This is a genomic window from Thalassobaculum sp. OXR-137 (assembly GCF_034377285.1).
Classification (GTDB): Bacteria; Pseudomonadota; Alphaproteobacteria; order Thalassobaculales; family Thalassobaculaceae; genus Thalassobaculum.
In genome coordinates, this window is the sequence record NZ_CP139715.1 from 5,002,501 (window position 1) to 5,028,199 (window position 25,699).

Below are 25,699 nucleotides of genomic sequence, written 5' to 3' on the forward strand. Positions count from 1 at the left end.
GGCGGCCGTCCTCGGCGCCGCGGTCACGGCAGCAGACCGATGATCCGCCACCAGACATAGTTCAGCGGCAGCAGGAACACGATGGTGAAGAACGCGGTGACGAGCGCCGTGCGGACCGCCGCGGAGGCCGGGATGTTGCCGAGCTGCAGCAGCACGATCAGCGGCGGGACCTGATAGGGAAACAGTACCGTGGAGAAGCCGTTGACGAAGGTCATCAGCACCGTCTTCAGCGGCAGGCCGGAGGCGGTGGCGAGATCGCCGGCGATCGGCGTCAGAATCGCCGGAATGCCGGGCATGGTGGACACGGTGCCGAGCAGCGTCGTCATCAGGGACAGGGCGAAGAAGGCCTTGGCCGGGTGCGCGCCGTCCATGGAGACGTTGTCCAGGACCACATGGGCCAGCGCCTCGCCGAGGCCGCTATGGGCCACGAGGGCGCCGACCCCCAGGATGCCGGCCACGTAGATCAGCGGATTGATCGGCACCTTGTCGCGGAAGGTCTGCGGCGGCACCAGACCCACCATCGGCAGCAGACATATCAGGCCGGCGGCCAGACTGATCCAGGCCGGCGAGACGCCATGCACCGCATCGGTCGCCCACAGGGCCAGGGCCACGGCCAGCAACAGGGCGAGCCGGCGCTCGTCCCGGCTCCAATAGGAGGGCTCGGGCGTGTCGTCGGCCTTCTCCTCGGTGGCGACCGGCGTGTCGTCGAACAGGCGCCAGACGACGAGGACGAGCAGCACGGATTTCAGCAGGCCCAGGACCGGGAAATGGATGAGCATCCAGTCGAAATACTGGATCTGGATGCCGTGGAAGGTCTGGGCCGCGCCGAGCAGCACGTTGTTCGGCACGTTGGCCGGCAGGATCCCGACCGGCCCAAGATAGGATCCGAAGCCCGTGGCGATCACCAGCCCGGTACGCCCGCGCGAGCCGGCCAGGTAGCCGAGCCGGTCGGCCAGGGCCAGGACGATGGGCAGCAGCAGCACCAGCCGGCCCATGGTCGATGGCATCAGGAAGCCGAGCGCCAGACAGACCGTCACCACGCCGGCCACGGTCGCGAGATACCCGCCGGTGAAGCGCCGCACCAACGTGCGGGCGATGCGCCCGCCGAGGCCGGTGCGGTCCACCGCCGCGCCGATGATCAGCCCGCCGAAGACCAGCCAGAAGGCCGGGCTGGCGAAACCGGAGAAGATCACCGGCGGGGTCGATACATGCAGGATCATGGCGGCGAGGAAGAAGGCCACCGCCACCAGATGCTCCGGCAGCAGGACCGAGGCCCAGGCGCCGATCGCCAGCACCACCAGGGCGGCGGCCCGCATGATCTCCGGCGAAGCACCCTCGGGTACCGGCATGAACCACAGGGTACAGGACAGCGCCGCCAGGATCAGGGTGGTGAGGATATGCCGGGGGGACGCGGTCACGCGCTTGCCTCCGGGGCGTCGCCGTCGGCCTCGAACACCACCAGGTCGGCCCCCTCCTCCACCAGATCGCCGGCGGCGACCGGCAGGCCGGCGACCACGCCGTCGGCCGGCGCCGAGATCGTGTGCTCCATCTTCATCGCTTCCAGCACGATCAGGGTCGCCCCCTTCTTCACGCTGTCGCCCTCGGAGACGGCGACGGCAACCACCTTGGCCGGCATCGGCGCCACCAGCCGCCCTCCGGCCTCCGACGCGTCGTCGAGCCCGGCGAGCGGATCGATCACGGCAACCGTCCAGGATCGGCCCTGCGCCAGGACCGTGCGGCGGTCCCGGTCGGCGATCACGCGGACAGGCCGGCGCACGCCGTCAACGGTCGCCAGCAGCGCGCCGTCCGGCTCCTCCGCCACCTCCAGGGACACGGTCCGCCCGGCCACGGTCGCCCGCCAGCCGGCGCCCTCGGCATGCATGTCCAGATCGGTCTCGTCCTCGCCCTGGCGGAAGCGGATCGGGTGATGGGCACTGTCGTTCAGCCGCCAGGCATCGGCCCGGGCCCAGGGCGAGTGCGGATCGCCGGTCGCCGCCGCCCGCCGCCTGGACGCGCCGTCGAGGCGCCGCATCTCGGCGACGCCGGCCAGCGCCAGCACCCAATCCGGCGCGGCGGCCGGCGGCGGGGCGAGGCGGTCGATCTCGCGGCCGACGAACCCGGTGTCGATGGGGCCGGCCACCACCTCGGGATGCTCGACCAGGGTTTTCAGGAAATCGCGGTTGGTGGTCACCCCCACCACCTCGCAGCGGCCGAGGGCGGCGGCGAGCCGGGCCAGCGCTTCCGGTCGGTCGGGTCCGTGGGCGATCACCTTTGCGATCATCGGATCGTAGTGGACACTGACCGTGCCGCCCTGCTCCACGCCGGAATCGACCCGAACGCCGTTGCCCTCCGGCAGGCGAAGGTGCACCAGACGCCCGGTCTGGGGCATGAAGTCCCGGGCCGGATCCTCGGCATAAAGCCGGACCTCCACCGCATGGCCGGTGATGGTCAGGTCGTCCTGGCCGAAGGGCAGCGCCTCGCCGGCGGCGACCCGGAGCTGCAACGCCACCAGGTCCAGGCCGGTGATCAGCTCGGTCACCGGATGCTCGACCTGAAGTCGGGTGTTCATCTCCATGAAGTGGAACGCGCCGCCCGTACCATTTTCAGGCGCATCCATGATGAACTCGACCGTCCCGGCGCCGACATAGCCGACCGCCTGCGCGGCGGCGACCGCGGCCGCGCCCATTTCCGCGCGCAGGCCGGGGGCGAGATCGGGGGCGGGCGCCTCCTCCAGAATCTTCTGGTGGCGGCGCTGGGCCGAGCAGTCGCGCTCGAACAGGTGAACGGTGTTGCCGTGGCGGTCGGCGAAGACCTGGACCTCCACGTGGCGGGGCCGCTCCAGGTATTTCTCCACGATCAGACGGTCGTCGCCGAAGGAGGCCTTGCCTTCGCGCTGCGCGCCCTCGATTCCGGCCTTCAACTCGTCCTCGCCGCGCACGACGCGCATGCCCTTGCCGCCCCCGCCGGCCGAGGCCTTGAGCAGCACCGGGAATCCGATCTCGCGGGCCGCGGCCGACAGGCGTTCGGTCGACTGGTCGGCGCCGTGATAGCCCGGGACCAGCGGCACGCCGGCCTTCTCCATCAACCCCTTGGCTCCCGCCTTGGAGCCCATCGCTTCGATGGCGCTGGCCGGCGGGCCGACGAAGGCGATGCCGGCCGCCGCGCAGGCTTCGGCGAAGGCGGCGTTTTCGGACAGGAACCCGTACCCCGGATGAACCGCGTCGGCGCCGGCGCGGCGGGCGACGTCGAGGATGCGCTCGGCGACCAGATAGCTCTCCGCCGCGGGGGCCGGGCCGATCGGCCAGGCCTCGTCGCAGGCCCGGACATGCGGCGCATCCCGGTCGGCTTCGGAGAACACGGCGATCGTGCGCAGACCCATGGCGCGGGCGGTGCGGGCGATCCGCACGGCGATCTCGCCCCGGTTGGCGATCAGCAGGCTGGAGAACATCGGCTCAAGTCCCAGGATCTCGGGACGGTGAGCATAGGAAGCCGGGGCCGGGAATTCAAAGCCGAGTATGGGGCCGGCTGCGCGAGCGAGGATCGCCCGGCACTTCGCCCGCTCCCGCCCGGCACGCGGAGGCTGGACGCGGGTGCCACGACTCGCCCATATGAAACGGTCTCCACCGGATCGCGAGCGGTACCATGCCCATCCCAGGACAGTCCTTCCGCTTCACACACGCCATCCTGCGCGCCCCGGCCGGCAGCATCGTCGACGGCCTGCGCGCGATCGATACGGGGAGCCCGGACGCGGCGTTGTTCAGGGCCCAGCACGCGGCCTATCGCGATGCGCTGGAGGCGGCCGGGCTGGCGACCACCGTGCTGGCGCCGCTGGAGGAGTTTCCCGACAGCGTCTTCGTGGAGGACGCCGCCCTCTGCCTTCCGGAGGGGGCGGTGGTGCTGCGGCCCGGCGCCCCGACCCGGCTCGGCGAGGCGGTGATGATCGAACCGGCGCTGCTGGAGGCCTTCGAGAAGGTCCGGCACCTGCCCGCCCTCGGCGATCACGGGCACGGACGGATCGAGGGCGGCGACGTTCTGGTCACCGACCGGGAGATCCTTGTCGGCCGCTCGGCCCGGACGAACGGCGCCGGGATCGAGGCATTGCGGGAGGTCGTCCGGGACTGGGGCTACCGGGTGCGGGAGCTCGCGACACCGCCGGAGATCCTGCACTTCAAGACCGATTGCGGGCTGCTCGACGGGGAGACGATCCTGACAACCCGGCGTCTGGCCGCGGGCGGTCATCTGGGCGACTACCGGCTGATCCATGTACCGGACGGCGAGGAAGCGGCGGCGAACGCCGTGCGGATCAACGACGTGGTGCTGCTGCCCGCCGGCTTTCCGCGCACTGCCGACTTGCTGCGGACAGCAGGCTACGCGGTGGTGGCGCTGCCGAACTCGGAAGCCGCCAAGGTCGACGGCGGCATGTCGTGCCTGTCCCTACGGTTTCGGCGAATCGCCTAACGCCGCCCGTATCTGCGCCGCGGGGATCTGCTAGACTGTCGCCGCATCGCAACCGCCGTCCGGCTCTCGCGTTGCCTTCTTGCATTGAGGACACACCGGCAGGGCGCGGGTTCGACCGGGATACGAAGGGGGATCTCATGGACTTCTCGCTCATCGCCTATGGCGTCTCGGTCTATGCCGGCATCTTGGCGCTCAGCACCTACGCTTATTTCGGGCTGTGGGAGATCGAGGCCGATGCGATGCCGCCCTATCTGGCCGACCAGGGCTACACGACGAAGATCTTCGTCAATCACGTCATCGACAGGATCGAGACCATCCGCCTCGAAACCGCGTCGCAGTCCCAGGCCGAGGTTGTGACCTCCGGCAAGGTCACCCCGGCCGAGGAAGTCGCCAGCTATTTCGGCGTGAACGAACTGATCCGCGCCGGCCAGGCCAGTTTCGGCCTGGCGCCGCCGCGCATCGAGCTGGAGGTGATCCAGCGCGACAAGACCGCCCACTGGCGGGTCCGCGGCACCCATGCCCTCTTCGGGCCGACCGTCGAAACCGGCAAGCTCGACCTGGAGAGCACCGAACAACTCTTCGAGTCCCTGGCGCATCACACGATCTCGTTCCTCTCCCCCTTCGAGGGCGCGGCCTACGATCTGGTGGCGGATTCCCGGCTGGGCGACTATTCCCAGACCATCGCCACCACCTCCGCTCTGCTGCGCGGCTGCGCCGATGAGCCGACGTTCGTGTGTACACCGTCGAATATCCGCGTGGGCCACACCATCCGAGGTCTCGCCAATCTGAACAGCGGCGACATTCGCGCCGCCTTCGAGGACCTGCAGAAGGCCAATGAGCTCTACGGCAAGGACGCCGTGGCCACCGCCTTCCTCGGCGACGGTCTGCGGCGGCTGGGCGAAGACGAAGGGGCGCGCAAGCGCTACGACGAGGCGCTGGCGCTGGACAGCGAGGTCGGCAAGCAGTTCGCCGAGTTCGCCGACGGCTTGGCGGCGGCCGGCAATTACCCGCTGGCGGTCGAGCGCTACGAAACGGCGTCCATGCTGGACATGGAGACACCTGAGTTCATGGCCAGCTGGGGCGATGCCCTGATCGCCACCGGCGACAACCGGGCGGGGCTGGCGAAATACCTGCAGGCCGAGAACCTGGACACCGAGACCGACCTGTTCTCCGAGAAGATCGATTCGATCAAGGAGACTCTGGGCGAACTCGAGAAGTCCAATACGAACGAGGTCGCGCCGCCGGCCACGACCAAGCCGGCGGGTGCGGCGTCGGAGTGACGCCGCCGGTCACCAGCTCGGCTTGCGCTTCTCCAGGAAGGCGCTGAGACCTTCCTTGGCCTCCTCGGTCGCCCGCTGATGGGCGATCCGCTGGGCGGTGTCGCGCACCAGCAGGTCGTCGATCGGCTTGGCCGCCACATGGGCGATCAGGTTCTTTGACGCCCGCACCGCGGTCGGGCCGGAGCCGGTAATGTGCGCGAGCAAACTGTCCACCGCCGCGTCCAGTGCCGCCTCGTCTGCGACCACCTGGTGGACCAGGCCGATGCGCAACGCCTCCTCGGCATCGAACCGTTCGCCGGTCAGGAAATAGCGCCGTGCCGCCCGCTCGCCGATTGCGCGCAGGGAATACGGGCTGATGGCGCCCGGGATGATGCCGAGCTTCACCTCGCTGAAGGCGAAGATCGCCCCGCTGACCGCCACGGCCATGTCGCAGGTCACCGTCAGTCCCACGCCACCGCCCAGGGCCGCACCGTTAACCCGGGCGATGGTCGGCATCGGCATCCTGTCGAGCCGCTTCATCAGGCCCGCCAGCTTCATGGCGTCCTGGAAGTTGTCATGATCTCCCTGACCGCCGGCCTTCTTCATCCAGCCGATCTCCGCACCGGCGGAGAACGCCGCCCCGGCGCCGGTGATCACCAGCGCGCGCACCGAACTGTCGCCGGCGAGGCGCTCCAGGGTCTCCGTCAGGTCCTGGATCAGCACGTCGTCGAAGGCGTTGCGGATATCCGGCCGGTTCAGGGTCAGGCGCACCACTCCCCGGTCGTCGTGCTCGAGCAGGATGGTGTCCGGGCGCTGAATGTCGTGGCGAAGCATGGGGCGTGTCCTTTGCGATCTTCTATTCCTACCCACACTTGTCATCCCGGCTTGCCCTCGGCAAGGCCGGGACCGTGATCCGGACACCGGAGCCGGGTCCCGGGCCGCGCTTCGCGCTCCGGGAATGACACATGGGTTGGGGTCGGCCGCCCGGTTACATCCGGAACAGGCCGAACTTCGTCTGGCCGATCTCGCGGTTCAGGGCGGCGGAAAGCGACAGGGCGAGCACCGTTCGGGTTTCCGCCGGGTCGAGAATGCCGTCGTCCCACAGCCGGGCCGTCGCGTAGTAGGGATGCCCCTGGGTCTCGTACTGCTCGCGGATCGGTGCCTTGAAGGCCTCCTCGTCCGCCGCACTCCAGCTTTCGCCGCGCGCCTCCAGCCCGTCGCGCCGGACCTGGCCCAGCACATTGGCCGCCTGCTCGCCGCCCATGACGGAGATCCGAGCCGTCGGCCACGTGTAGAGCATCCGCGGTCCGAAGGCCCGGCCGCACATGCCGTAGTTCCCAGCGCCGAAGGAGCCGCCGACGATCACGGTGAACTTCGGCACCGCCGCCGTCGCCACCGCCGTCACCAGCTTGGCCCCGTCCTTGGCGATGCCCCCGGCCTCGTATTTGCGGCCGACCATGAAGCCGGTGATGTTCTGCAGGAACAGCAGCGGAATGCCGCGCTGGGCGCAAAGCTCGATGAAATGCGCGCCCTTCTGGGCCGATTCCGAGAACAGGATGCCGTTATTGGCGACGATCCCGATCGGATAGCCGTGGATCCGGGCGAAGCCCGTGACCAGCGAGGTGCCGTAGAGTGGCTTGAACTCGTCCAGCTCGCTGCCGTCGACGAGGCGCGCGATGACCTCGCGGATCTCGATCGGCTTGCGCAGGTCGTCCGGCATGATGCCGTAGAGCTCGGCCGGGTCGTAGGCCGGCGGCTCCGGGTCGCGCATCTCCACATTGGCCGGCTTGCGCCGGTTCAGGTTCTCCACGATCCGCCGCGCCAGACTGAGCGCATGGGGATCGTTCTGCGCCATGTGATCGGTGACGCCGGAGATCCGGGAATGGACGTCGGCGCCGCCGAGATCCTCCGCCGACACCACCTCGCCGGTGGCGGCCTTCACTAGCGGCGGGCCGCCGAGGAAGATCGTCCCCTGCCCCTTCACGATGATGCTTTCGTCGGCCATGGCCGGCACATAGGCGCCGCCCGCCGTGCAGCTTCCCATCACCACGGCGATCTGCGGGATGCCTTCCGCCGACATCTGGGCCTGATTGTAGAAGATCCGGCCGAAATGGTCGCGGTCGGGGAAGACCTCGTCCTGGTTTGGCAGGTTCGCGCCGCCGCTGTCCACCAGATAGACGCAGGGCAGGTTGTTCTCCCGGGCGATGTCCTGGGCCCGCAGGTGCTTTTTCACGGTGATCGGGTAGTAGGTGCCGCCCTTCACCGTGGCGTCGTTGCAGACCACAACGCATTCGCGCCCGCCGACCCTGCCGATGCCGGTGACGATGCCGGCTCCCGGAACCTCTCCGCCATACATGCCCTCGGCCGCGAGCTGGCTGAACTCCAGGAAGGGCGCTCCCGGATCGAGCAGCGTCCGCACCCGGTCGCGGGGCAGCAGCTTGCCGCGGGACAGGTGCCGCTCACGCGCCCGGTCGCCGCCGCCGAGATTGACGGCACGGACCTTCTCGCGCAGCTCCTCCACCAGGGCGGCGGTGCGTTCGGCATTCTGCCGGAAGCCGTCGGAACGGGTGTCGACGGCGGAGCGGATGACGGCCACGGACCTACCAGCCTCCGGTCGCGAGCCAGCGCTCGACATGATCCAGTCGGTCGGCGCCCCAGAACGGCTCACCGTCGACCACGAAGAAGGGCGAGCCGCAGACGCCCGCCTGCATCGCCGCCTCGATCTCGGTCTTCAGCCGCTCCTTCACCGCCGGCTCGGTTAGCGCCTTGGCGAGCGCGTCGGCGTCGATGCCGGTCTCGCCGGCGACCCGGATCACCGCCTGGGCGTCCCGAATGTCGCCGCCCTTTGCGAAGGCCTCGTCGTACAGCGCCTTGACCAGGGCCACAGCCTTGGCCGGGTCCTGGTCCTTGACCCAGTAGACCGCCCGCGCAGCCGAGATCGACGGGAAGGGCATGACCTCCGGCAGGGTGAAGGGCAGGCCCATCATCCGTGCCGTGCGCTCCATGTCGCGCCGGGCGTAGACGCCCTTGATCGGAATATCGAGCAGCGGCTGGGCACCCGTCGTCTTGAAGATCACGCCGAGCAGGACCGGCTTCCAGTCGACCTCGCGGTCGTACAGCCCGGCCATCTCGTCGATCTTATGGGCGGCTAGGTAGCCGTAGGGCGACGAGAAATCGAAATAGAAGTCGATCGGCGCCTTAGGCTCGTCCTCCGGCGTGTCGGCCTCGGTCATGTCAGATCCTCCCAGATGCGGCCCGCGTCCCTACCAGGGGAACGCGGTGCCGTCGTAATTGCGGAAGCAGCCATTGTCTTCCGGCGTCAGGTTGGCGATCACATTGCGCATACCGGCGGCGCTGTCCACCGCGGTCACCGGCGCGCTCGGCCCGCCCATGTCGGTGCGCACATGGCCCGGATGCAGCAGCGCGACGATCGCGCCCTGATCCGCCAGTTCCTTCGCCAGGCAGCTCGCCGCCATGTTCAGCGCGGTCTTGGACGAGCGATACACGGCGTTGCCGCCGCCGTTGCGCTCGATCGAGGCCATCAGCGAACTGGTGAAGGCCATCACCTTCATCGACGAGTTGAGAACGTTGTCCTTGAACGCCCACGCCACCCGGATCGGCGCGAAGACGTTGGTCTCCATGGTCTTGGCCCAGGCGTCGTAGTCGATGTCGCCGATCGACGGCACCTTGTTGATGTTGATGCCCGCATTGTTGAACAGCACGTCGATCTGCTGGCCCTTGAGGCTGGTGACCAGCGCATCGAGGGTCGAGATGTCGTCCACGTCCAGCGGATAGACGTCTATGTCGCCCTCGACCTCGTTGAGCTCGTCGGCCGCGCCCGGATTGCGGCAGGTCGCGATGACCCGCCAGCCGTCGGCCGCATACTGCCGGGCAAGCTCGAGGCCGATGCCTCGATTGGCGCCGGTGATCAGGACTGTTGGCATGGTGTCTCCCTCTCGCGTTCAGGCTCAGAATGCGGCGCCGTCGGTGACGACGAAATGCGCATCCTGCGGCGTGCAGTTGATCCCGTTGATCGGGATGATGTCCTGGGGGCAGGAAGAAAAGGCGACGACACAGTCGACCAGCGCCTTCAGCATCACATAGCTTCCCGGCTCGCTGACCGGCGGCTTCCAGTCGATCTTTCCTTCCAGATCCCAGGGGATGTTCATGAACAGGTTCAGCGGGCTCGGGGTCTCGGCCGCCTCCAGGCCGATCTCCTTCAGCGCGTTGTGCAGGTTGTCCTGGCAACTGTCGTGGAACCCTTCCACGCCCAGCCCCTCGTAGCGCCAGCGGTCGCAGGCGGCGATGAAAGTGTCGTGGACCTCGCCGGAGGTATCTTCCACCAGCATGAGGATGGGGCGGCGGTGATTGGTGACCAGGGTGTCGCCGATCTTCGGCGTCAGCCGGTTCATATAGGCCCGGCTGTGCTCCATCGACATGAACTCTGTCATGTCGGTGTCGACGAAGGCCCAGGTATCGACCACCTGGGAGCCGGGGGTGTTGATCACTTTGACGGACTGACCGGCCGCCAGCCGACAGGCCTTGCCCTTGCGGGCGGGAATGGTCGTCTTTCCGTCGCTCATGTCGTCAGCCCCCTGGTTGGACGGCGAAGCCTAACAAGCCGTGGGGGGCCGAGGCTAGACGGGTTGGCTGCCGCCGCCGGCCGGCGCGCCGATCAGCGCCGGTTGTCCTCAAGTTTCGCCGTCACCTCGACCTCTACCCGCATGTAGGGCTCGGCGAGCTCGGCCAGGATCGTCGTGTTCGCCGGGCGGGCCGCATCGCAGTGGCGCTTGATGATCGGCTTGATGCGCTCGAACTCCTCGCGGCTTGCCACGAAGATCCGCACCCGGATCATGTGGTCCATGCGCGACCCGGCCTGGGTCAGCGCCCGCTCGATGATTCGGAAGCAGTTTTCGCACTGGCTCTCCACATCGGCGGGGAACTCCAGCGTGTCCGGATCGAATCCGGTGGTGCCGGACACGAAGACATAGGGCGGATCGACCACAGCCCGGGCATAGCCGGCCATCTCCTCGAACGGGGCGCCGGAATAGATGCGGGTGCCGATCATGGATTTGTCTCCCGTCTCACAGGGTGGGGCGCTCGAACTCCGCCCGGTCCTGCTCGCAGGCCGCCCGGAAGGCGCAGGTGTCGAGATGGTCGTTCACGATGCCGACCGACTGCATGAAGGCGTACATGGTGGTCGGTCCGACGAAGCTCCAACCGCGCTTCTTCAGTGCCTTGGACAAGGCCTTCGACGCGTCCGACATCGTGATGGTGTTCAGGGTCTCCCGGTCGAAGCGGTTCGGTCGGTCCACCGGCTTGGGCTCGAAGCTCCAGATGAAGGCGGCCAGCGATCCGGCCTCCTCCACCAGTTCCACCGCCCGCTGGGCGTTGTTGATGGTGGAGCGGATCTTGCCCTGGTGGCGGACGATTCCCGCGTCGGCCAGCAACCGCTCCACATCCGCCTCGCCGAACGTGGCGACCTTGTGGAAGTCGAACCCGGCGAAGCCGGCGCGGAACGCCTCGCGCTTGCGCAGGATGGTCAGCCAGGACAGGCCGGACTGGAACCCCTCCAGGCAGATCTTCTCGAACAGCCGAATATCGTCGCGTACCGGCCGGCCCCACTCGTCGTCGTGATAGGCGATGTAATCGGCATGCTCGCCCGGCCAGGTGCAGCGGGGCGTGGTGTCGTCGAGTGCCATCGGAAGATCTCCGGCCGAGCGATCGTGAACATCTGGCATCCGGTGCTAGCATATCACCGCGCCCAAGAGGAGAACAAAACATGACCGACTGCCTGTTCTGCGATGTCGTCCGCACCGGTGCCGATGCCGCCAACCGGATCGCGGAGTTCGAGCACTCGGTCGCCGTGGTGCATTTCCAGCAGGCGTTCCGGGGGCGCTGCATCCTGGTGCTGAAGCCGCATTATCTGGACGTTCTTGAGGTGCCCGACGACGTGCATGCCGCCCTGAACGACGATCTGCGGCGGCTTGGCCGGGCGGTGCGCGCGGCGTTCCGGCCGGACCGGATCAACTACTCCAATTTCGGCAATGTGGAGCCGCATGTGCACTGGCAGCTCATTCCGCGCTACCACGACGACGGGTACTGGGGCGGCCCGCCGCCGATGCCGGAGACCAAGCTGCCGCTGCTGCCGGACGAGACCTACCGCGAGATCGCGGAGCGGATCCGGGCGGAGTTATAATCACACCCGTCATCCCGGACGTACCCGTCATCCCGGACGCGCCCGGGCTTGACCCGGGGACGGGCCGGGACCGTAGGGTGGGCGTCTGCAGCTTGATCCTGACTTGCGTCAGGATGACGATGGGATGGGAACAGAATAACCCGTCGTCCCGGACCTGATCCGGGACCGTTACTCCACCGTCAATCACAGGGTCCCGGCCCGCCCCCGGCTCGGGACCGGGGTCGTCCGGGATGACGGGCGAGAGAGGAAAGAGCCGGTGCTACGCCGTCTCCTTGAACAGCTCCCGGCCGATCAGCATGCGGCGGACCTCGCTGGTGCCGGCGCCGATCTCGTAGAGCTTGGCGTCGCGCAGGATGCGGCCGGTCGGGTAGTCGTTCGTGTATCCATTGCCGCCCAGGCACTGGATCGCTTCCAGCGCCATCCAGGTCGCCTTCTCCGCCGCGTAGAGGATCGCGCCGGCGGCATCCTTGCGGGTCACCTCGCCCCGGTCGCAGGCCTTGGCCACGGTGTACACGTAGGACTTGGCCGCGTTCATGATCACGTACATGTCGGCGATCTTGGCCTGCATGATCTGGAAGGTGCCGATCGGCTTTCCGAACTGCTCGCGCTCGTGGACGTAGGGGATGACCACGTCCATGGCCGCCTGCATCAGCCCGGTCGGCCCGGCGGCGAGCACCGCGCGCTCGTAGTCGAGGCCGCTCATCAGCACCCGGACCCCGCCGTTGATCTGGCCGAGCACGTTCTCCTCGGGTACCTCCACATTGTCGAACACCAGCTCGCCGGTGTCGGAACCGCGCATGCCGAGCTTGTCCAGCTTCTGGGCGACGGAGAACCCCTTGGCCTTGGTGTCGACCAGGAAGGCGGTGATGCCGTGCTGGTGCTTCTCCGGATCGGTCTTGGCGTAGACGACGATCACGTCGGCGGTCGGGCCGTTGGTGATCCACATCTTGGAGCCGTTCAGGACGTAGCGGTCGCCCTTCTTCTCCGCCCGCAGCTTCATCGACACCACGTCGGAGCCGGCCCCCGGCTCGCTCATGGCCAGCGCGCCGACATATTCGCCGCTGATCAGCTTCGGCAGGTAGCGCTGCTTCTGGTCCTCGGTGCCGTTCAGGTTGATCTGGTTGACGCAGAGGTTGGAATGGGCGCCGTAGCTCAGCCCCACCGAGCCCGAGGCGCGGCTGATCTCCTCCATCGCCACGCAATGCTCCAGATAGCCCATGCCCGCACCGCCGTACTCCTCGCCCACGGTGACGCCGAGCACGCCGACCTCGCCCATCTTGCGCCACAGGTCGTGCGGGAAGGTGTTGTCGCGGTCGATCTCGGCGGCGCGCGGGGCGATCTCGTCGGCGGAGAAGCTGCGCACGCTGTCGCGCATCATGTCGGCGGTCTCGCCGAGATCGAAGTTCAGGCTCGGATAGTCGTTGGGGATCATGGGGTTCCGTCCATTCCAGGGGACTTGTGTTCATGCGGTTCGTCGGCCATGCCGGCCATCAACATGAGGGTGGCGAGTGCGGTCGCCACCTGTTTCTCGCGGCCGTCGCGAACCGCGAAGACATCGGCCTGGGCCACGACCAGGGTGCGGCCCGGCCGCAGCACCCGGCCGCGCGCGATCAGCAGATCGCCGGATGCCGGCGCCATCAGGTTCAAATTGTACTCCACCGTCAGCACCGAGGCGTCGGCGGCGGCCAGCGAGAAGCTGGCATAGCCGCAGGCATTGTCCGCCAGGGTGCCGACAATGCCACCGTGGAAGAACCCGTGCTGCTGCGCAAGCTCCGCGCGATAGGGCAAGCGGATCTCGACGGCTCCCGGCGCCACCTCGGCGATCTCGGCGCCGATGAAATCCATGAAGGCCTGGCGCCCGAAGGAGGCCCGAACCCGTTCGGCATAGGCCGGGTTGGCGATCCTGACCTTGACGTTCGCGTCACTCCGGTCGTTCACGCCGCATCCTCCGACAGCCGGTCCAGGCAGGTATTCTCCAGCACCGCCAGCTCGGCCTCGATCGCCTCGATGTCGCGGCGCTGGGCTTCGAGCTGGGCACGCCGGTCGCGGATCTTGCGCAGCAGGTGGACGAGCTGGGCCCGGTCGCCCTGCGCCGGGTCGTAGAGGTCCAGGATCTCGCGGATCTCGGCGATGGAGAAGCCGAGCCGCCGTCCGCGCTGGATCAGGATCAGCCGGGTCCGGTCGCTGCCGGAGAACACGCGGGAGCGGCCGTTGCGCCCGGGAAAGATCAGCCCCTGCTGCTCGTAGAACCGGATCGCCCGGCTGGTCAGCCCCAGGGAGCGCACGAGTTGGGTCATGGTGTAGCGGTCGGCCATGGCGCAAGCGTCCAACAGCTTGACGCGAACGTCAATCGGGTTCGTTCGGTCACTTTCGCGGGATGACGCACCGCAGCAAGGGTCCTAAGCTTCGGACCCTCCCTTCCCTGCTCTCCCAACGGATCGCCGCGATGACCGAACCCCGAGCCGACATCGATCCCATCACCACCTCCGTCGTCCAGCACCGGCTGGTCGGCATCGTGGAGGAGATGGGCGAAGCGATGCTCCGCACCTCCTATTCCCAGATCCTGAATTCCAGCCGCGACTTCTCCATGGCGATCTGCGCGGCCGACGGCGATCTGGTGGCCCAGGCGGAACACATCCCGGTCCATGTCGGCGCGATGCCCTGGGCGACCCGCGCGGTGGTCGAGTATTTCGGGACGGACGTGCACCCGGGCGACGTGTTCCTGCTGAACGACCCGTATTTCGGCGGCAGCCACCTGCCGGACGTCACCGCCTTCGTCCCGGTCTTCGCCGGCGACCGACTGGTGTTCTGGACCGTGAACCGCGCCCACCATTCCGATATCGGCGGCGCCACCCACGGCGCCTACAACGCGGCGGCGACCGAGATCTGGCAGGAGGGCATCCGCATCCCGCCGATCCGCCTGACCGACAAGGGCAAGACCCGAGAGGACCTGCTGCACATGCTGTCGATCAATGTGCGCCACCCGCGCGACTTCCTGGGCGACCTGGCGGCGCAGACCGGCTCGGTCCATCTGGGCGAGCGGCGGCTGCAGGCGCTGATCGGGGAATTCGGCGCCGATACCGTGCTGGCCGCCGTGTCCCAGATCCTCGACGGCTCCGAACGCCAGGCCCGCGCCGTCATCTCCACCTGGAAGGACGGCACCTATCGCGGCGAGGCGCCCCTGGACGATGACGGGCGCGGCAATACCGACGTGGTCGTGCGCGCCACCGTGACCATCGAGGAGGGCGGCCTCACCGTCGATCTGACCGAGTCGTCACCGCAGGTCACCTCCTTCATCAACTCCTCCTTCGCCAACATGCGCTCCGGCGTCGCCATGGCCATCGCCTTCCTGCTCGACAAGGAGATCCCGAAGAACGAGGGCTCCATGCGGCCGATCAAGGTCATCGCCAAGGAAGGCACGGTGGTCTGGGCCCGGCCAGGCGCGCCGGTCACCCTCTGCACCTCCCATTGCAGCCAGGAGATCGTGGAAGCGATCGTCGACGCCATCGCGCCGGCCTGTCCCGACCGGGCCATGGCCGGCTGGGGCAAGCGCTTCCGCCTTGCCATCAAGGGCACCTATCCCGGCTCCGACCGGCCGTTCATCTGGCACATGTTCCACGCCCGTCCGGGTGCGGGGGCCTCGCCGGGCGGCGACGGCTGGCACAACTCGGGCGAGTGGCACTCGGCCGGCGGCCTGAAATTCGGCTCGGTGGAAGTGGCCGAGGCCCGCTTCCCGCTGTTCTTCGAGACCCACGAGTTCCGGCCGGATTCCGGCGGCGACGGCCAGTATGTCGGTGGGGCCGGCGGCGAGCTGCGCCTGCGCCTGGAGACCGAGAAGGACGCGGTGGTGAACACCGCCGGCGAAGGTGCCAGGGTCCCGTCCAAGGGCCGTGCCGGCGGCGAGGACGGGGCTGTCCACCTCTACACCATGCACCCGCCCAAGGGAGAGCCGGTCGTCCTGAAGACCAAGCGCGAGGGCCTGCCGGTTCCGGCCGGCTCGGTCTTCCACGTCCAGTCCGCCGGCGGCGGCGGCTGGGGCGATCCCGCCAAACGCACCGACGAGGACCGCGCCGCCGACCAGCGCGCCGGCCTCCCTCCCCTCGCCCAGCGCTGAGGGACCGCACAGACATGAGCACTCAGGACACCATGACCTATCGCATCGGCATCGATATCGGCGGCACCTTCACCGACCTCGTCGCGGTCGACGATGCCGGCACCGTCACCTTCGCCAAGACCCCGTCGACGCCGGAGGACCAGTCCATCGGCCTGCTGAACGGGCTGGAGAAGCTGGCTGGCATGCTCGACCTGTCGCGCGCCGATCTGCTGGCGAAGACCGAACGCATCGTCCACGGCATGACCGTCGCCACCAACGCCCTGCTGGAGCGCAAGGGGGCGAAGCTCGCCCTGCTGACCACCGAGGGCCACCGCGACGTGCTGGAGATGCGCGAGGGGCTGAAGCCCGACCGCTACAACCTGCGTCTGCCGCGCCAGGAGGCTTTGGTGCCGCGCCATCTGCGCCTCGGCGTGACCGAACGCATGCGCCATGACGGCTCGGTGGAGACCCCGCTGGACGAAGCCTCGCTGGCCGCGGCGATCGAGACGCTGAAGGCGGAGAAGGTCGAGTCGGTCGCCGTCTGCTACCTGCACAGCTATGCCAATGACGCCCATGAGCGGGCGACCGCCGACGCGATTCGCGCCGCACTCCCCGACGCCTATGTCTGCGTGTCGGCCGACGTGCTGCCGCAGATCAAGGAGTACGAGCGGGTCTCCACCACCGTGGTGAACGGCTATGTCGGCCCGGCGCTGCAACGCTATCTTCGGCGGCTGGAGAGCCGGCTGGACGAGGCGGGCTACAGGAACGCCACCCTGATCGTGCTGTCCCATGGCGGCGTGGCGCCGATCTCAGAAGCCATCCGCTCCGCCGTCGCCACCGTGCTGTCCGGCCCGGCCGGCGGCCTCGCCGGCGCCCGCCACGCGGCCGAGCTGACCGGGGTGGAGAACCTGATCCCGTTCGACATGGGCGGGACGTCGTCGGACATCTCCCTGGTCGATGCGGGCGAGATCGCGCTCGCCTCCGACCGGGCCATCGCCGGCGAGCGCATCGCCCTGCCGAGCCTGGACATCGTCACGCTGGGCGCCGGCGGCGGGTCCATCGCCCGCGTCGACGGCGCCGGCCTGCTTCAGGTCGGACCGCACAGCGCCGGCGCCATCCCAGGCCCGGTCTGCTACGGCCGTGGCGGCACCGAGCCGACGGTGACCGACAGCAACGTGGTGCTGGGCTATCTCGACCCCTCGGGCTTCCTCGGCGGCGCCGACAGGCTCGACCGCTCTGGCGCGGAAGCCGCCCTCACCCGGCTCGGCGAGAAGCTGGGCGTGTCGATGGTGGAGGCCGCCGCCGGCGTGCACCGGGTCGTGAACACCCAGATGGCCGAGGGCATCCGCCTTGCCACCGTGCGCCGCGGCGTCGATCCGCGCCGCTTCGCCCTGTTCGGCTTCGGTGGGGCGGCGGGTCTGCATGTGACCGGCCTCGCCCGGATGCTCGACCTGCAGCGCGTGATCGTCCCGCGGGTCGCCTCTGTCCTGTCGGCCTGGGGCATGCTGACCACCGACCTGCGCTACGAGACCATCCGCACCCATATCGGCGACACCGAGGGGCTTCAGGCCGACGCGGTGCGCGCCCTGTTCCGGGGCATGGAGGAGGAAGGCCGCAACTACCTGTCCTCCTGGTTCGACGGGGAGGTGACCACCTCGCGCTCCGCCGACATGCGCTATGGCGAGCAGGTCTATGAGATCGACGTGCCGCTGGACGATCTGGACCTGGACGCGCCGGACCTTCTGGACCGGCTGAAGGCGATGTTCGAGGCCCGGCACGAGGCGCTCTACACCTACAGCCTGCCGGATCGGGCGCCGGTGCTGGTGAACGCCAAGGTCGCCGCCATCGGCCAGCTCCCCGCCCCGCCGCAGGAGCCGGAAGCCCAGGCCGGCGCGCCGGCAGCGCCGACCGGGACACGGCCGGTCTATCTCGACGGCTGGCTCGACGCGCCGATCTACGGCTTCGACGACCTGGCCCCGGGCCAGGAGGTGTCGGGCCCGGCCATCGTGGAGGCGAGCACGACGACGGTCCTGCTGCGCGACGGCGACGTGGCGACCTGCACGCCGCGGCGCTGGCTGGATATCAAGGTGGGGGCGTAAGGCTCCCCCCTCGTCATCCCGAACTTGTTTCGGGACCTCATCAAGACCGAGGCGCGGGAGGTCCCGAAACAAGTTCGGGATGACGAGGGGGGAGCAGATTGACTGGGGGCGTGTCGAAGGGCCGGCTGCGCCAGATTATCCGAGCGGTCGCCGGACCGTCCTGACATCGCCGATCTTGGCCAGGTTCCGCGCTCGGAAGTCGGCATGGGGTTCCTCGGCCACCGCCATGTGGTGACCGTTGGCGTGGAGGATGCGGTCCCCTTCCACCAGGAAGGCCACATGACCCGGCCAGTAGAACAGGTCGCCGGGCCGCGCTTCCTCCAGCGAGGGCACCACGGCCCCGAGTCCCGCCTCCTGCATGTCGCTGTCGCGCGGACACTCGATCCCGCACGCCGCCAGCGCCAACTGCACCAGCGCCGAGCAATCCAGCCCCGTGGTCGACCGCCCGCCCCAGGCATAGGGCGCACCCATGAAGCGCCGGGCGACCGCCACCGGATCGCGCTCGACCTCGCCCAGCGGCGCCAGGTGCATCGCCCAGAGCCAGCCGTCATCGGCCACCCGGGCCCAGTCTCCGTGCCGGTCGGTCACCGTCACCTGGCTGGTCAGATGCACGACGGCCCGCGGGATCGTCTTCAGGTCCGGGGCGTCGAACAGATAGCTGCGCAGAGCGATCACCCGGTGGCTCGTCGCCGTCTCTTCAGCGGCGCCCAGGCTTTCCTCGCGGACATAGCCCACATACCCGTCGGTCTCGTTGCGCACCCAGGCCCAGCCGCGCTTGCGCTCGAACACCGCGACGCGCTCGCCATAGAGCAGTTCGGAGCCCTGGCGCGCCTCCTCGAACGGGGCCTCGCGCATCGACGCCGTGCCGGTGGCGATCCGCGCCGGCTCGCCCTCCACGAACAGAGCCGCGTTGACCCGGCCTTCCAGCCGCGCGTCGGCCAGGTCCGTGCGATAGGCGTTCACCCGCGGGTCGAGCCGCTCGGTCTCGGCGGCGGTCACGAATTCAGCTCCTTGATCGCCCGGTCGAGCCCGTCCAGGGACAGCGGGTACATCCGGTCTTCCAGCAGCTCCTTCACCATGGCGACCGACTGGGTGTACTGCCAGAACCGCTCCTGCACCGGGTTGAGCCAGACCGAGCGGTGGAAATGCTCGGTCATGCGCCTGATCCACATGCCGCCGGCTTCCGGGTTCATGTGCTCCACGCTGCCGCCGGCCACCGCGATCTCGTAGGGGCTCATGGACGCGTCGCCGATGAACACCGCCTTGTATTCCGGCCCGTAGGTCCGCAGCACCTCGGCGGTGTCGATCCGCTCCACATGGCGGCGCCGGTTGTCCTTCCACAGCCGCTCGTAGGGGCAGTTGTGGAAGTAGAAGAACTCCAGATGCTTGAACTCGCTGCGGGCGGCGGAGAACAGCTCCTCGCAGACCTTCACATAGGGGTCCATGGAACCGCCGACATCGAAGAACAGGATGACGTTGACCACGTTCTGCCGCTCGGCCCGCATCTGCAGGTCGAGCCAGCCGCCGTTCTTCGCGGTCTGGCGGATCGTGCCGTCCAGATCCAGCTCGTCGGCCCGGCCCTGGCGCGCGAAGCGGCGCAGCTTGCGCAGGGCGACCTTCAGATTGCGGGTACCGATCTCCACGCTGTCGTCGAGATTGCGGAACTCGCGCTTGTCCCAGACCTTCACCGCCCGGAAGTTGCGGTTGCCGTCCTGGCCGATGCGCACGCCTTCGGGATTGTAGCCGTAGGCGCCGTAAGGCGAGGTGCCCGCCGTGCCGACCCATTTGCTGCCGCCCTGGTGCCGGCCCTTCTGCTCCTCCAGGCGCTGGCGCAGGGTCTCCATCAGCTTGTCCCAACCGCCCATGGCCTCGATCTGGCGCTTCTCCTCGTCCGAAAGATTCAGCTCGGCCAGCTTCTGCAGCCACTCGTCGGGGATCTCGGCGCCGAACAGCTCGTCCAGCGCCTCCATGCCCTGGAAGACATGGCCGAACACCCGGTCGAACCGGTCCAGGTGGCGCTCGTCCTTCACCAGAGTCGCGCGGGAGAGATGGTAGAAGTCGTCCACCGACCCGCCGGCCACCCCGTCCCGCACGGCCCGCAGCAGCGTCAGGTACTCGGTGATCGAGACCGGCAGCTTGGCGTCGCGCAGCTCGGTGAAGAAGCGGGTGAACATCAGCCGCCTTTCAGCGCCTTCTCGATACTGTTCCGGTGCATGTACAGATCGGAGGCGACGGGAACGGCGCCATCCTCGCGGCAGTCGCGCTTGCGCGGCGTGGCGGCCTGGGCGGCGGCTTCCATGTTGTATTCGAAGAAGCCCAGATCCTCATCGTCGGCGCCGAGCTGCACGAGATTGTCGCGGGCGAGGGAGCGGAAATAGGCCTCCTCCTCCGCATCGCCGCCGCAGACGGAAATCGAACTGAGAATATAGCCGGCCTGCTCGGCGTAGTTCTTCATCGCCTCGGGGGCCGCTTCCAGCAGCTTGCCGGCGAGGGCCGGGGTGGCGGCCAGCGCCAGGGCGGCGGCGAGATAGAGCGCGCGCATCACGCCCTCCCCTCGCGCCGGGCCAGGAAAGCCAGGCGTTCGAACAGATGCACATCCTGCTCGTTCTTCAGCAGGGCGCCGTAGAGCGGCGGGATCAGGTCCTTCTTGTCGGTGACCTTCAGCGCCTCGGGCGGAATGTCCTCGATCAGCAGCAGCTTCAGCCAGTCCAGCAGTTCCGAGGTGGAGGGCTTCTTCTTCAGCCCCGGAACCTCGCGAATCTCGAAGAACGCGTTCAGGGCGGCGCGCAGCATTTCCTGCTTCAGCTTCGGGAAATGCACCTCGACGATCGCCGCCATGGTCTCCGGATCGGGGAAGCGGATGTAGTGGAAGAAGCAGCGGCGCAGAAAGGCGTCCGGCAGCTCCTTCTCGTTGTTCGAGGTGATGATGACGATCGGGCGGTTCACCGCCTTCACCGTCTCGCCGGTCTCGTAGACGTGGAACTCCATGCGGTCGAGTTCCAGCAGCAGGTCGTTCGGGAACTCGATATCCGCCTTGTCGATCTCGTCGATCAGCAGCACCGCTTGTTCCGGCGCGGTGAACGCCTCCCACAGCTTGCCGCGGCGGATGTAGTTGGAGATGTCCTGCACCCGGGCGTCGCCGAGCTGGCCGTCGCGCAGGCGGGCGACCGCGTCGTATTCGTACAGGCCGTGCTGCGCCTTGGTGGTCGACTTGACGTGCCACTCGATCAGCGGCTTGCCCAGCGCCTCGGCCACTTCACGGGCCAGCACCGTCTTGCCGGTGCCCGGCTCGCCCTTCACCAGGAGCGGGCGGGCCAGCTGCACGGCGGCGTTCACGGCCACGCGCAGGTCGGCGGTCGCGACATAGCTGTCGCTGCCTTCGAAGCGGGTGGCTTGCTGCATATCGTTCATCTCACCTCGCCAGACGGCTTCATGCCGGGTGGGTTGTGCGCCTGTACCTCACGGGAACGTACCGTGGGTCGAAACTGCGACCAAACCGGGGCAGGGCATTGCCGCCCCGGCTTCCATGTCGCAGCTCCCGACCTTACGCGGCGGTAGGGGCAGAGGCCAAGGCCGCTTCGATGGCGGCCAAGGCCTTCTCGCCGGCCGTGCCGTCGGGGCCGCCGGCCTGGGCCATGTCGGGACGCCCGCCGCCGCCATTGCCGCCCAGGGCCTCGGAGCCGGCACGCACCAGGTCGACCGCGCTGAACCGGCCGATCAGGTCGTCGGTCACCCCGACCACCAGGGAGGCCTTGCCGTCGTCGTTGCTCACCACCGCGACGACGCCGGAGCCGATCTCCTGCTTCAGCCCGTCGGCCACGCCCTTCAGCTCGCGGGCGGGGACGCCGTCCAGCGAGCGGCCGGCGAAGGTGATGCCGGAGACGGTCTTGGTCGAGCCGCCGCCGGACCCGCCGGCGGCCAGTTTCTTGCGGGTCTCCACCAGCTCGCGCTCAAGCCGGCGGCGCTCCTCGATCAGGGCGTGGACGCGGGCCGGCAGATCCTCCGGCGTGGTCTTCAGCTCGGCCGAGGCTTCGGCCAGGGCGCTCTCGCGGGCGTTCAGCCAGTCCAGCGCGCCGATGCCGGTGACCGCTTCCACGCGGCGCACGCCGGCAGCGACGGCCCCCTCGGAGACTATCTTCACCAGACCGATATCGCCGGTGCGGCCCACATGGGTGCCGCCGCAGAGCTCGACCGACCAGGCGGACTTGCCGCCGGCCTCGATGTCGCCGCCCATGGAGACGACGCGGACCTCGTCGCCGTATTTCTCGCCGAACAGGGCCATGGCCCCCTCACCGATGGCCGCGTCCGGGGTCATCAGGCGGGTGGTGACGGGGGAGTTCTGGCGCACCCGTCGGTTCACCTCGCTCTCGACCCAGGCCAGATCTTCCCGCGCGATGGCGGTGGGCTGGCTGAAGTCGAAGCGCAGACGCTCCGGCGCCACCAGGGAGCCCTTTTGGGCCACATGGTCGCCGAGCCGGCGGCGCAAGGCCTCGTGCAGCAGATGGGTGGCGGAGTGGTTGGCCCGCAGCCGGTCGCGGCGGTCGGCATCGACCAGCAGTTCCACCGGCTCGCCGATCTTGATCGATCCGCTCTCCAGGGTGGCGACGTGGACGAAGACGTCGCCCAGCTTCTTCTGGGTGTCGGTGACGGTCAGGGTGGCGCCGCCGGCGGTCCGGATGGTGCCGGTATCGCCCATCTGGCCGCCGCTTTCGCCGTAGAACGGGGTTTGGTTGACGACCACCAGGACCTCGCCGCCGGACTGAGCGGTGTCGACCTGCTTGCCGTCGACGATCAGGGAGCGGACCACGCCCTCGGCCGAGACGGTGTCGTAGCCCAGGAATTCGGTGGCGCCGACCTTGTCGCGGACCTCGAACCAGGTGCGGTCGGTCGCCGCCTCGCCGGAGCCGGACCAGGACTTGCGGGCGGCGGCGCGCTGACGCTCCATGGCCGTGTCGAATCCGGCCTGATCGAGCGCCCGGCCCTGACCGCGCAGGATGTCGGCGGTCAGGTCGACCGGGAAGCCGTAGGTGTCGTAGAGCTTGAAGGCGACCTCGCCGTCCAGGGCCTGACCCTCGCCCAGCTTGTCGGTCTCGTCCGACAGGATGCGCAGGCCACGGTCCAGGGTCTCCTTGAACCGGGTCTCCTCCAGCTTGAGGGTCTCGGTCGCCAGGGCCTGGGCACGGCCGAGTTCCGGGAAGGCCTCGCCCATCTCGCGCACCAGGGTCGGCACCAGACGGTACAGCAGCGGGTCGGTGCAGCCCATGATATGGGCGTGGCGCATGGCGCGGCGCATGATCCGGCGCAGCACGTAGCCGCGACCCTCGTTCGACGGCAGCACACCGTCGGCGATCAGGAAGGTGCTGGCGCGCAGGTGGTCGGCGACAACCCGGTGGGACATCTTGAACTCGCCGTCGGCCGCCACGCCCGCCGCCTCGGCCGAAGCCTCGATGATCCGGCGCATGGTGTCGATGTCGTAGTTGTCGTGCTTGCCCTGGAGCACGGCGGCGATGCGCTCCAGGCCCATGCCGGTGTCGATCGACGGCCGCGGCAGGCTGACCCGCTCGTCGGGCGTGACCTGCTCGTACTGCATGAACACGAGGTTCCAGATCTCGATGAACCGGTCGCCGTCCTCGTCCGGGCTGCCCGGAGGGCCGCCGGGGATCGACGGGCCGTGGTCGAAGAAGATCTCCGAGCAGGGACCGCAGGGCCCGGTATCGCCCATCGCCCAGAAATTGTCGGAGGTGGGGATGCGGATAATCCGCTCCTCCGGCAGGCCGGCGATCTTCTTCCAGAGCGCCGCGGCCTCGTCATCCTCGGCATAGACGGTGGCGAGGAGTTTGTCCTTGGGTAGGCCGAACTCGCCGGTGATCAGCGTCCAGGCGAACTCGATCGCCTCGGCCTTGAAATAGTCGCCGAAGGAGAAGTTCCCCAGCATCTCGAAGAAGGTGTGGTGGCGGGCGGTGTAGCCGACATTGTCGAGGTCGTTGTGCTTGCCGCCGGCGCGCACGCATTTCTGCGAAGTGACGGCCCGGTTGTAGTCGCGGGTTTCCTGGCCGGTGAAGACGTTCTTGAACTGCACCATGCCGGCGTTGGTGAACATCAACGTCGGATCGTTGCGCGGCACCAGCGGGCTCGAGGCGATCTCTGCATGCCCGCGGGCCGAGAAATAGTCGAGGAAAGCGCGGCGGATGTCGTTCGTCGTGGCCATGGCCCTGTCTCCGGCGACTTGGGCGCCGTCGGCGCACCCCTCGCGCGCAAACGGCCCCGTCAAAAGTCCCCGGTTTTATCGAGGCCACCCGGCGCTGTCCAGCGGATGCCCGCCGGAGTGCTCGGGCCGCCGTCCCGCGATCGGTGTCGCGGGCCCGGCCGGCGGGGGATGTCCCGCCCCTAAGACGGAAGCGGCCGACGGGCGGCCGCTTCCCTGCAGTCTGTCAGATGCCGATCAGGCGCCGATCAGGCGTCGTCGCCCGCCGCGTCCTCGGGCCCGCTTTCCGGATCGCCGACCAGCATGGCCTCGGCCACCAGCCCAGCATTCTCGCGGATCCGCCGCTCGATACCGTTGGCGATGTCCGGATTGGCCTTCAGGAACTGCTTGGCGTTCTCGCGGCCCTGGCCGATGCGCTGGCCGTCGCAGGAGAACCAGGCGCCCGACTTCTCCACGATGCCGGCATTCACGCCGAGATCCAGCAGCTCACCGAGCTTGGAGATGCCCTCGCCGTACATGATGTCGAACTCGATGACCCGGAACGGCGGGGCCAGCTTGTTCTTGACCACCTTCACCCGGGTCTGGTTGCCGACCACCTCGTCGCGGTCCTTGATCGCGCCGATGCGACGGATGTCGAGACGGACGGAGGCGTAGAACTTCAGCGCGTTACCGCCGGTGGTGGTCTCCGGGTTGCCGAACATCACGCCGATCTTCTGGCGGATCTGGTTGATGAAGATCACCATGCAGCGCGACTTGGAGATCGACCCGGTCAGCTTGCGCAGCGCCTGGCTCATCAGCCGCGCCTGCAGGCCCACATGGGTGTCGCCCATCTCGCCCTCGAGCTCGGCCCGGGGCACCAGGGCGGCGACGGAGTCGACCACCAGCACGTCGATGGCGCCGGAGCGCACCAGCGTGTCGGCGATCTCCAGCGCCTGTTCGCCGGCATCCGGCTGGGAGATCAGCAGCTCGTCCACATCGACGCCCAGCTTGCGGGCATAGATCGGATCGAGCGCATGCTCGGCATCGACGAAGGCACAGGTGCCGCCGTTCTTCTGGGCCTCGGCGACCACGTGCAGGGCCAGGGTCGTCTTGCCCGAGCTTTCCGGTCCGTAGATCTCGACGATACGGCCCCGCGGCAGGCCGCCGATGCCGAGGCCGATATCCAGCCCGAGCGACCCGGTCGACACCGCGTCGATCTCGACGCCCGCCTCGCGCGCACCGAGCTTCATGACGGAGCCCTTGCCGAACGCACGCTCGATCTGACTGAGTGCGGCTTCCAACGCTTTCGACTTGTCCATGCCGTCCTTCTCAACAAGCTTGAGTGCAGCGCTCATAATCCGCCTCCTTCTATCGTGCGCGCCGGGTCGGGGGCAACGGACGCGGTCC

At 68.5% G+C, this 25,699-nt stretch carries 23 protein-coding genes; 5 read left to right on the plus strand and 18 right to left on the minus strand.

Going from position 1 to position 25,699, the window contains the following annotated elements:
* Positions 1–23 precede the first annotated feature (23 nt).
* On the minus strand, positions 24–1,418 hold the full coding sequence (locus T8K17_RS23165; protein ID WP_322332084.1) for an SLC13 family permease: 1,395 nt from the start codon (positions 1,416–1,418) through the stop codon (positions 24–26).
* Entirely contained in the window at positions 1,415–3,448 is a 2,034-nt protein-coding gene (locus tag T8K17_RS23170; RefSeq protein WP_322332085.1) for an acetyl-CoA carboxylase biotin carboxylase subunit, read from the minus strand. The genes T8K17_RS23165 and T8K17_RS23170 overlap by 4 nt, the downstream gene beginning before the upstream one ends.
* Positions 3,449–3,642: 194 nt before the next feature.
* Here T8K17_RS23170 and T8K17_RS23175 point away from each other — a divergent pair, with 194 nt between their 5' ends.
* Together T8K17_RS23175 and T8K17_RS23180 are read left to right on the plus strand one after the other, a co-directional pair.
* Positions 3,643–4,458: a dimethylarginine dimethylaminohydrolase family protein gene (locus tag T8K17_RS23175; protein WP_322332086.1), complete on the plus strand. Its 816-nt coding sequence runs from the start codon at positions 3,643–3,645 to the stop codon at positions 4,456–4,458.
* A gap of 137 nt (positions 4,459–4,595) precedes the next feature.
* Positions 4,596–5,738: a hypothetical protein gene (locus T8K17_RS23180; protein ID WP_322332087.1), complete on the plus strand. Its 1,143-nt coding sequence runs from the start codon at positions 4,596–4,598 to the stop codon at positions 5,736–5,738.
* Between the two features lie 9 nt (positions 5,739–5,747).
* Here T8K17_RS23180 and T8K17_RS23185 read toward each other — a convergent pair whose 3' ends face one another.
* The 7 genes from T8K17_RS23185 to T8K17_RS23215 form a co-directional block, all read right to left on the minus strand.
* Positions 5,748–6,551 (minus strand): enoyl-CoA hydratase-related protein, encoded by an 804-nt coding sequence (locus T8K17_RS23185; RefSeq protein ID WP_322332088.1) that lies wholly within the window; start codon positions 6,549–6,551, stop codon positions 5,748–5,750.
* Positions 6,552–6,705: 154 nt separating this feature from the next.
* A complete protein-coding gene (locus T8K17_RS23190) occupies positions 6,706–8,313 on the minus strand; it encodes a carboxyl transferase domain-containing protein (protein WP_322332089.1) in 1,608 nt (535 codons plus the stop codon).
* Between the two features lie 4 nt (positions 8,314–8,317).
* Positions 8,318–8,950 carry a 2-hydroxychromene-2-carboxylate isomerase gene (locus tag T8K17_RS23195; protein WP_322332090.1) on the minus strand — a complete coding sequence of 211 codons (633 nt, stop codon included), beginning with the start codon at positions 8,948–8,950 and terminating at the stop codon, positions 8,318–8,320.
* 30 nt (positions 8,951–8,980) lie between these two features.
* Positions 8,981–9,661 carry an SDR family oxidoreductase gene (locus tag T8K17_RS23200; protein WP_322332091.1) on the minus strand — a complete coding sequence of 227 codons (681 nt, stop codon included), beginning with the start codon at positions 9,659–9,661 and terminating at the stop codon, positions 8,981–8,983.
* Positions 9,662–9,685: 24 nt separating this feature from the next.
* Entirely contained in the window at positions 9,686–10,300 is a 615-nt protein-coding gene (locus T8K17_RS23205; protein WP_322332092.1) for an urea carboxylase-associated family protein, read from the minus strand.
* A 92-nt stretch (positions 10,301–10,392) separates the two neighbouring features.
* Complete coding sequence (locus T8K17_RS23210; RefSeq protein ID WP_322332093.1) at positions 10,393–10,785, minus strand: RidA family protein; 393 nt, start codon at positions 10,783–10,785, stop codon at positions 10,393–10,395.
* Positions 10,786–10,801: 16 nt separating this feature from the next.
* Entirely contained in the window at positions 10,802–11,419 is a 618-nt protein-coding gene (locus T8K17_RS23215) for a DNA-3-methyladenine glycosylase I (RefSeq protein ID WP_322332094.1), read from the minus strand.
* A gap of 80 nt (positions 11,420–11,499) precedes the next feature.
* Here T8K17_RS23215 and T8K17_RS23220 point away from each other — a divergent pair, with 80 nt between their 5' ends.
* The gene (locus T8K17_RS23220; RefSeq protein WP_322332095.1) at positions 11,500–11,916 is read left to right on the plus strand and encodes an HIT family protein; all 417 of its coding nucleotides are present in this window, start codon (positions 11,500–11,502) and stop codon (positions 11,914–11,916) included.
* A 259-nt stretch (positions 11,917–12,175) separates the two neighbouring features.
* On the opposite strand, the gene T8K17_RS23225 is transcribed toward T8K17_RS23220, so the two are convergent.
* The 3 genes from T8K17_RS23225 to T8K17_RS23235 are packed head-to-tail and all read right to left on the minus strand — an operon-like array spanning position 12,176 to position 14,231.
* Positions 12,176–13,348, minus strand: coding sequence for an isovaleryl-CoA dehydrogenase (locus T8K17_RS23225; protein WP_322332096.1), 1,173 nt, complete (start codon positions 13,346–13,348; stop codon positions 12,176–12,178).
* The gene (locus T8K17_RS23230; RefSeq protein ID WP_322332097.1) at positions 13,345–13,854 is read right to left on the minus strand and encodes a PaaI family thioesterase; all 510 of its coding nucleotides are present in this window, start codon (positions 13,852–13,854) and stop codon (positions 13,345–13,347) included. The genes T8K17_RS23225 and T8K17_RS23230 overlap by 4 nt, the downstream gene beginning before the upstream one ends.
* Complete coding sequence (locus tag T8K17_RS23235; RefSeq protein ID WP_322332098.1) at positions 13,851–14,231, minus strand: MerR family DNA-binding transcriptional regulator; 381 nt, start codon at positions 14,229–14,231, stop codon at positions 13,851–13,853. Before T8K17_RS23235 ends, T8K17_RS23230 begins: the two co-directional genes overlap by 4 nt.
* Before the next feature lie 131 nt (positions 14,232–14,362).
* Here T8K17_RS23235 and T8K17_RS23240 point away from each other — a divergent pair, with 131 nt between their 5' ends.
* Complete coding sequence (locus T8K17_RS23240; protein ID WP_322332099.1) at positions 14,363–16,030, plus strand: hydantoinase B/oxoprolinase family protein; 1,668 nt, start codon at positions 14,363–14,365, stop codon at positions 16,028–16,030.
* A gap of 14 nt (positions 16,031–16,044) precedes the next feature.
* Positions 16,045–18,108, plus strand: coding sequence for a hydantoinase/oxoprolinase family protein (locus tag T8K17_RS23245; protein WP_322332100.1), 2,064 nt, complete (start codon positions 16,045–16,047; stop codon positions 18,106–18,108).
* A gap of 135 nt (positions 18,109–18,243) precedes the next feature.
* Here the strand turns inward: T8K17_RS23245 and T8K17_RS23250 are convergent, their stop codons facing one another.
* From T8K17_RS23250 to recA, 6 genes are all read right to left on the minus strand, one after another.
* Positions 18,244–19,107 (minus strand): C40 family peptidase, encoded by an 864-nt coding sequence (locus T8K17_RS23250; RefSeq protein WP_322332101.1) that lies wholly within the window; start codon positions 19,105–19,107, stop codon positions 18,244–18,246.
* On the minus strand, positions 19,104–20,282 hold the full coding sequence (locus tag T8K17_RS23255; protein ID WP_322332102.1) for a vWA domain-containing protein: 1,179 nt from the start codon (positions 20,280–20,282) through the stop codon (positions 19,104–19,106). Before T8K17_RS23255 ends, T8K17_RS23250 begins: the two co-directional genes overlap by 4 nt.
* Complete coding sequence (locus T8K17_RS23260) at positions 20,282–20,650, minus strand: hypothetical protein (protein WP_322332103.1); 369 nt, start codon at positions 20,648–20,650, stop codon at positions 20,282–20,284. Before T8K17_RS23260 ends, T8K17_RS23255 begins: the two co-directional genes overlap by 1 nt.
* A complete protein-coding gene (locus T8K17_RS23265; protein WP_322332104.1) occupies positions 20,650–21,519 on the minus strand; it encodes a MoxR family ATPase in 870 nt (289 codons plus the stop codon). The genes T8K17_RS23260 and T8K17_RS23265 overlap by 1 nt, the downstream gene beginning before the upstream one ends.
* A 133-nt stretch (positions 21,520–21,652) precedes the next feature.
* Positions 21,653–24,316, minus strand: coding sequence for an alanine--tRNA ligase (alaS, locus tag T8K17_RS23270; RefSeq protein ID WP_322332105.1), 2,664 nt, complete (start codon positions 24,314–24,316; stop codon positions 21,653–21,655).
* Positions 24,317–24,561: 245 nt separating this feature from the next.
* The gene (recA, locus tag T8K17_RS23275; RefSeq protein WP_416153202.1) at positions 24,562–25,650 is read right to left on the minus strand and encodes a recombinase RecA; all 1,089 of its coding nucleotides are present in this window, start codon (positions 25,648–25,650) and stop codon (positions 24,562–24,564) included.
* Positions 25,651–25,699: the final 49 nt, after the last annotated feature.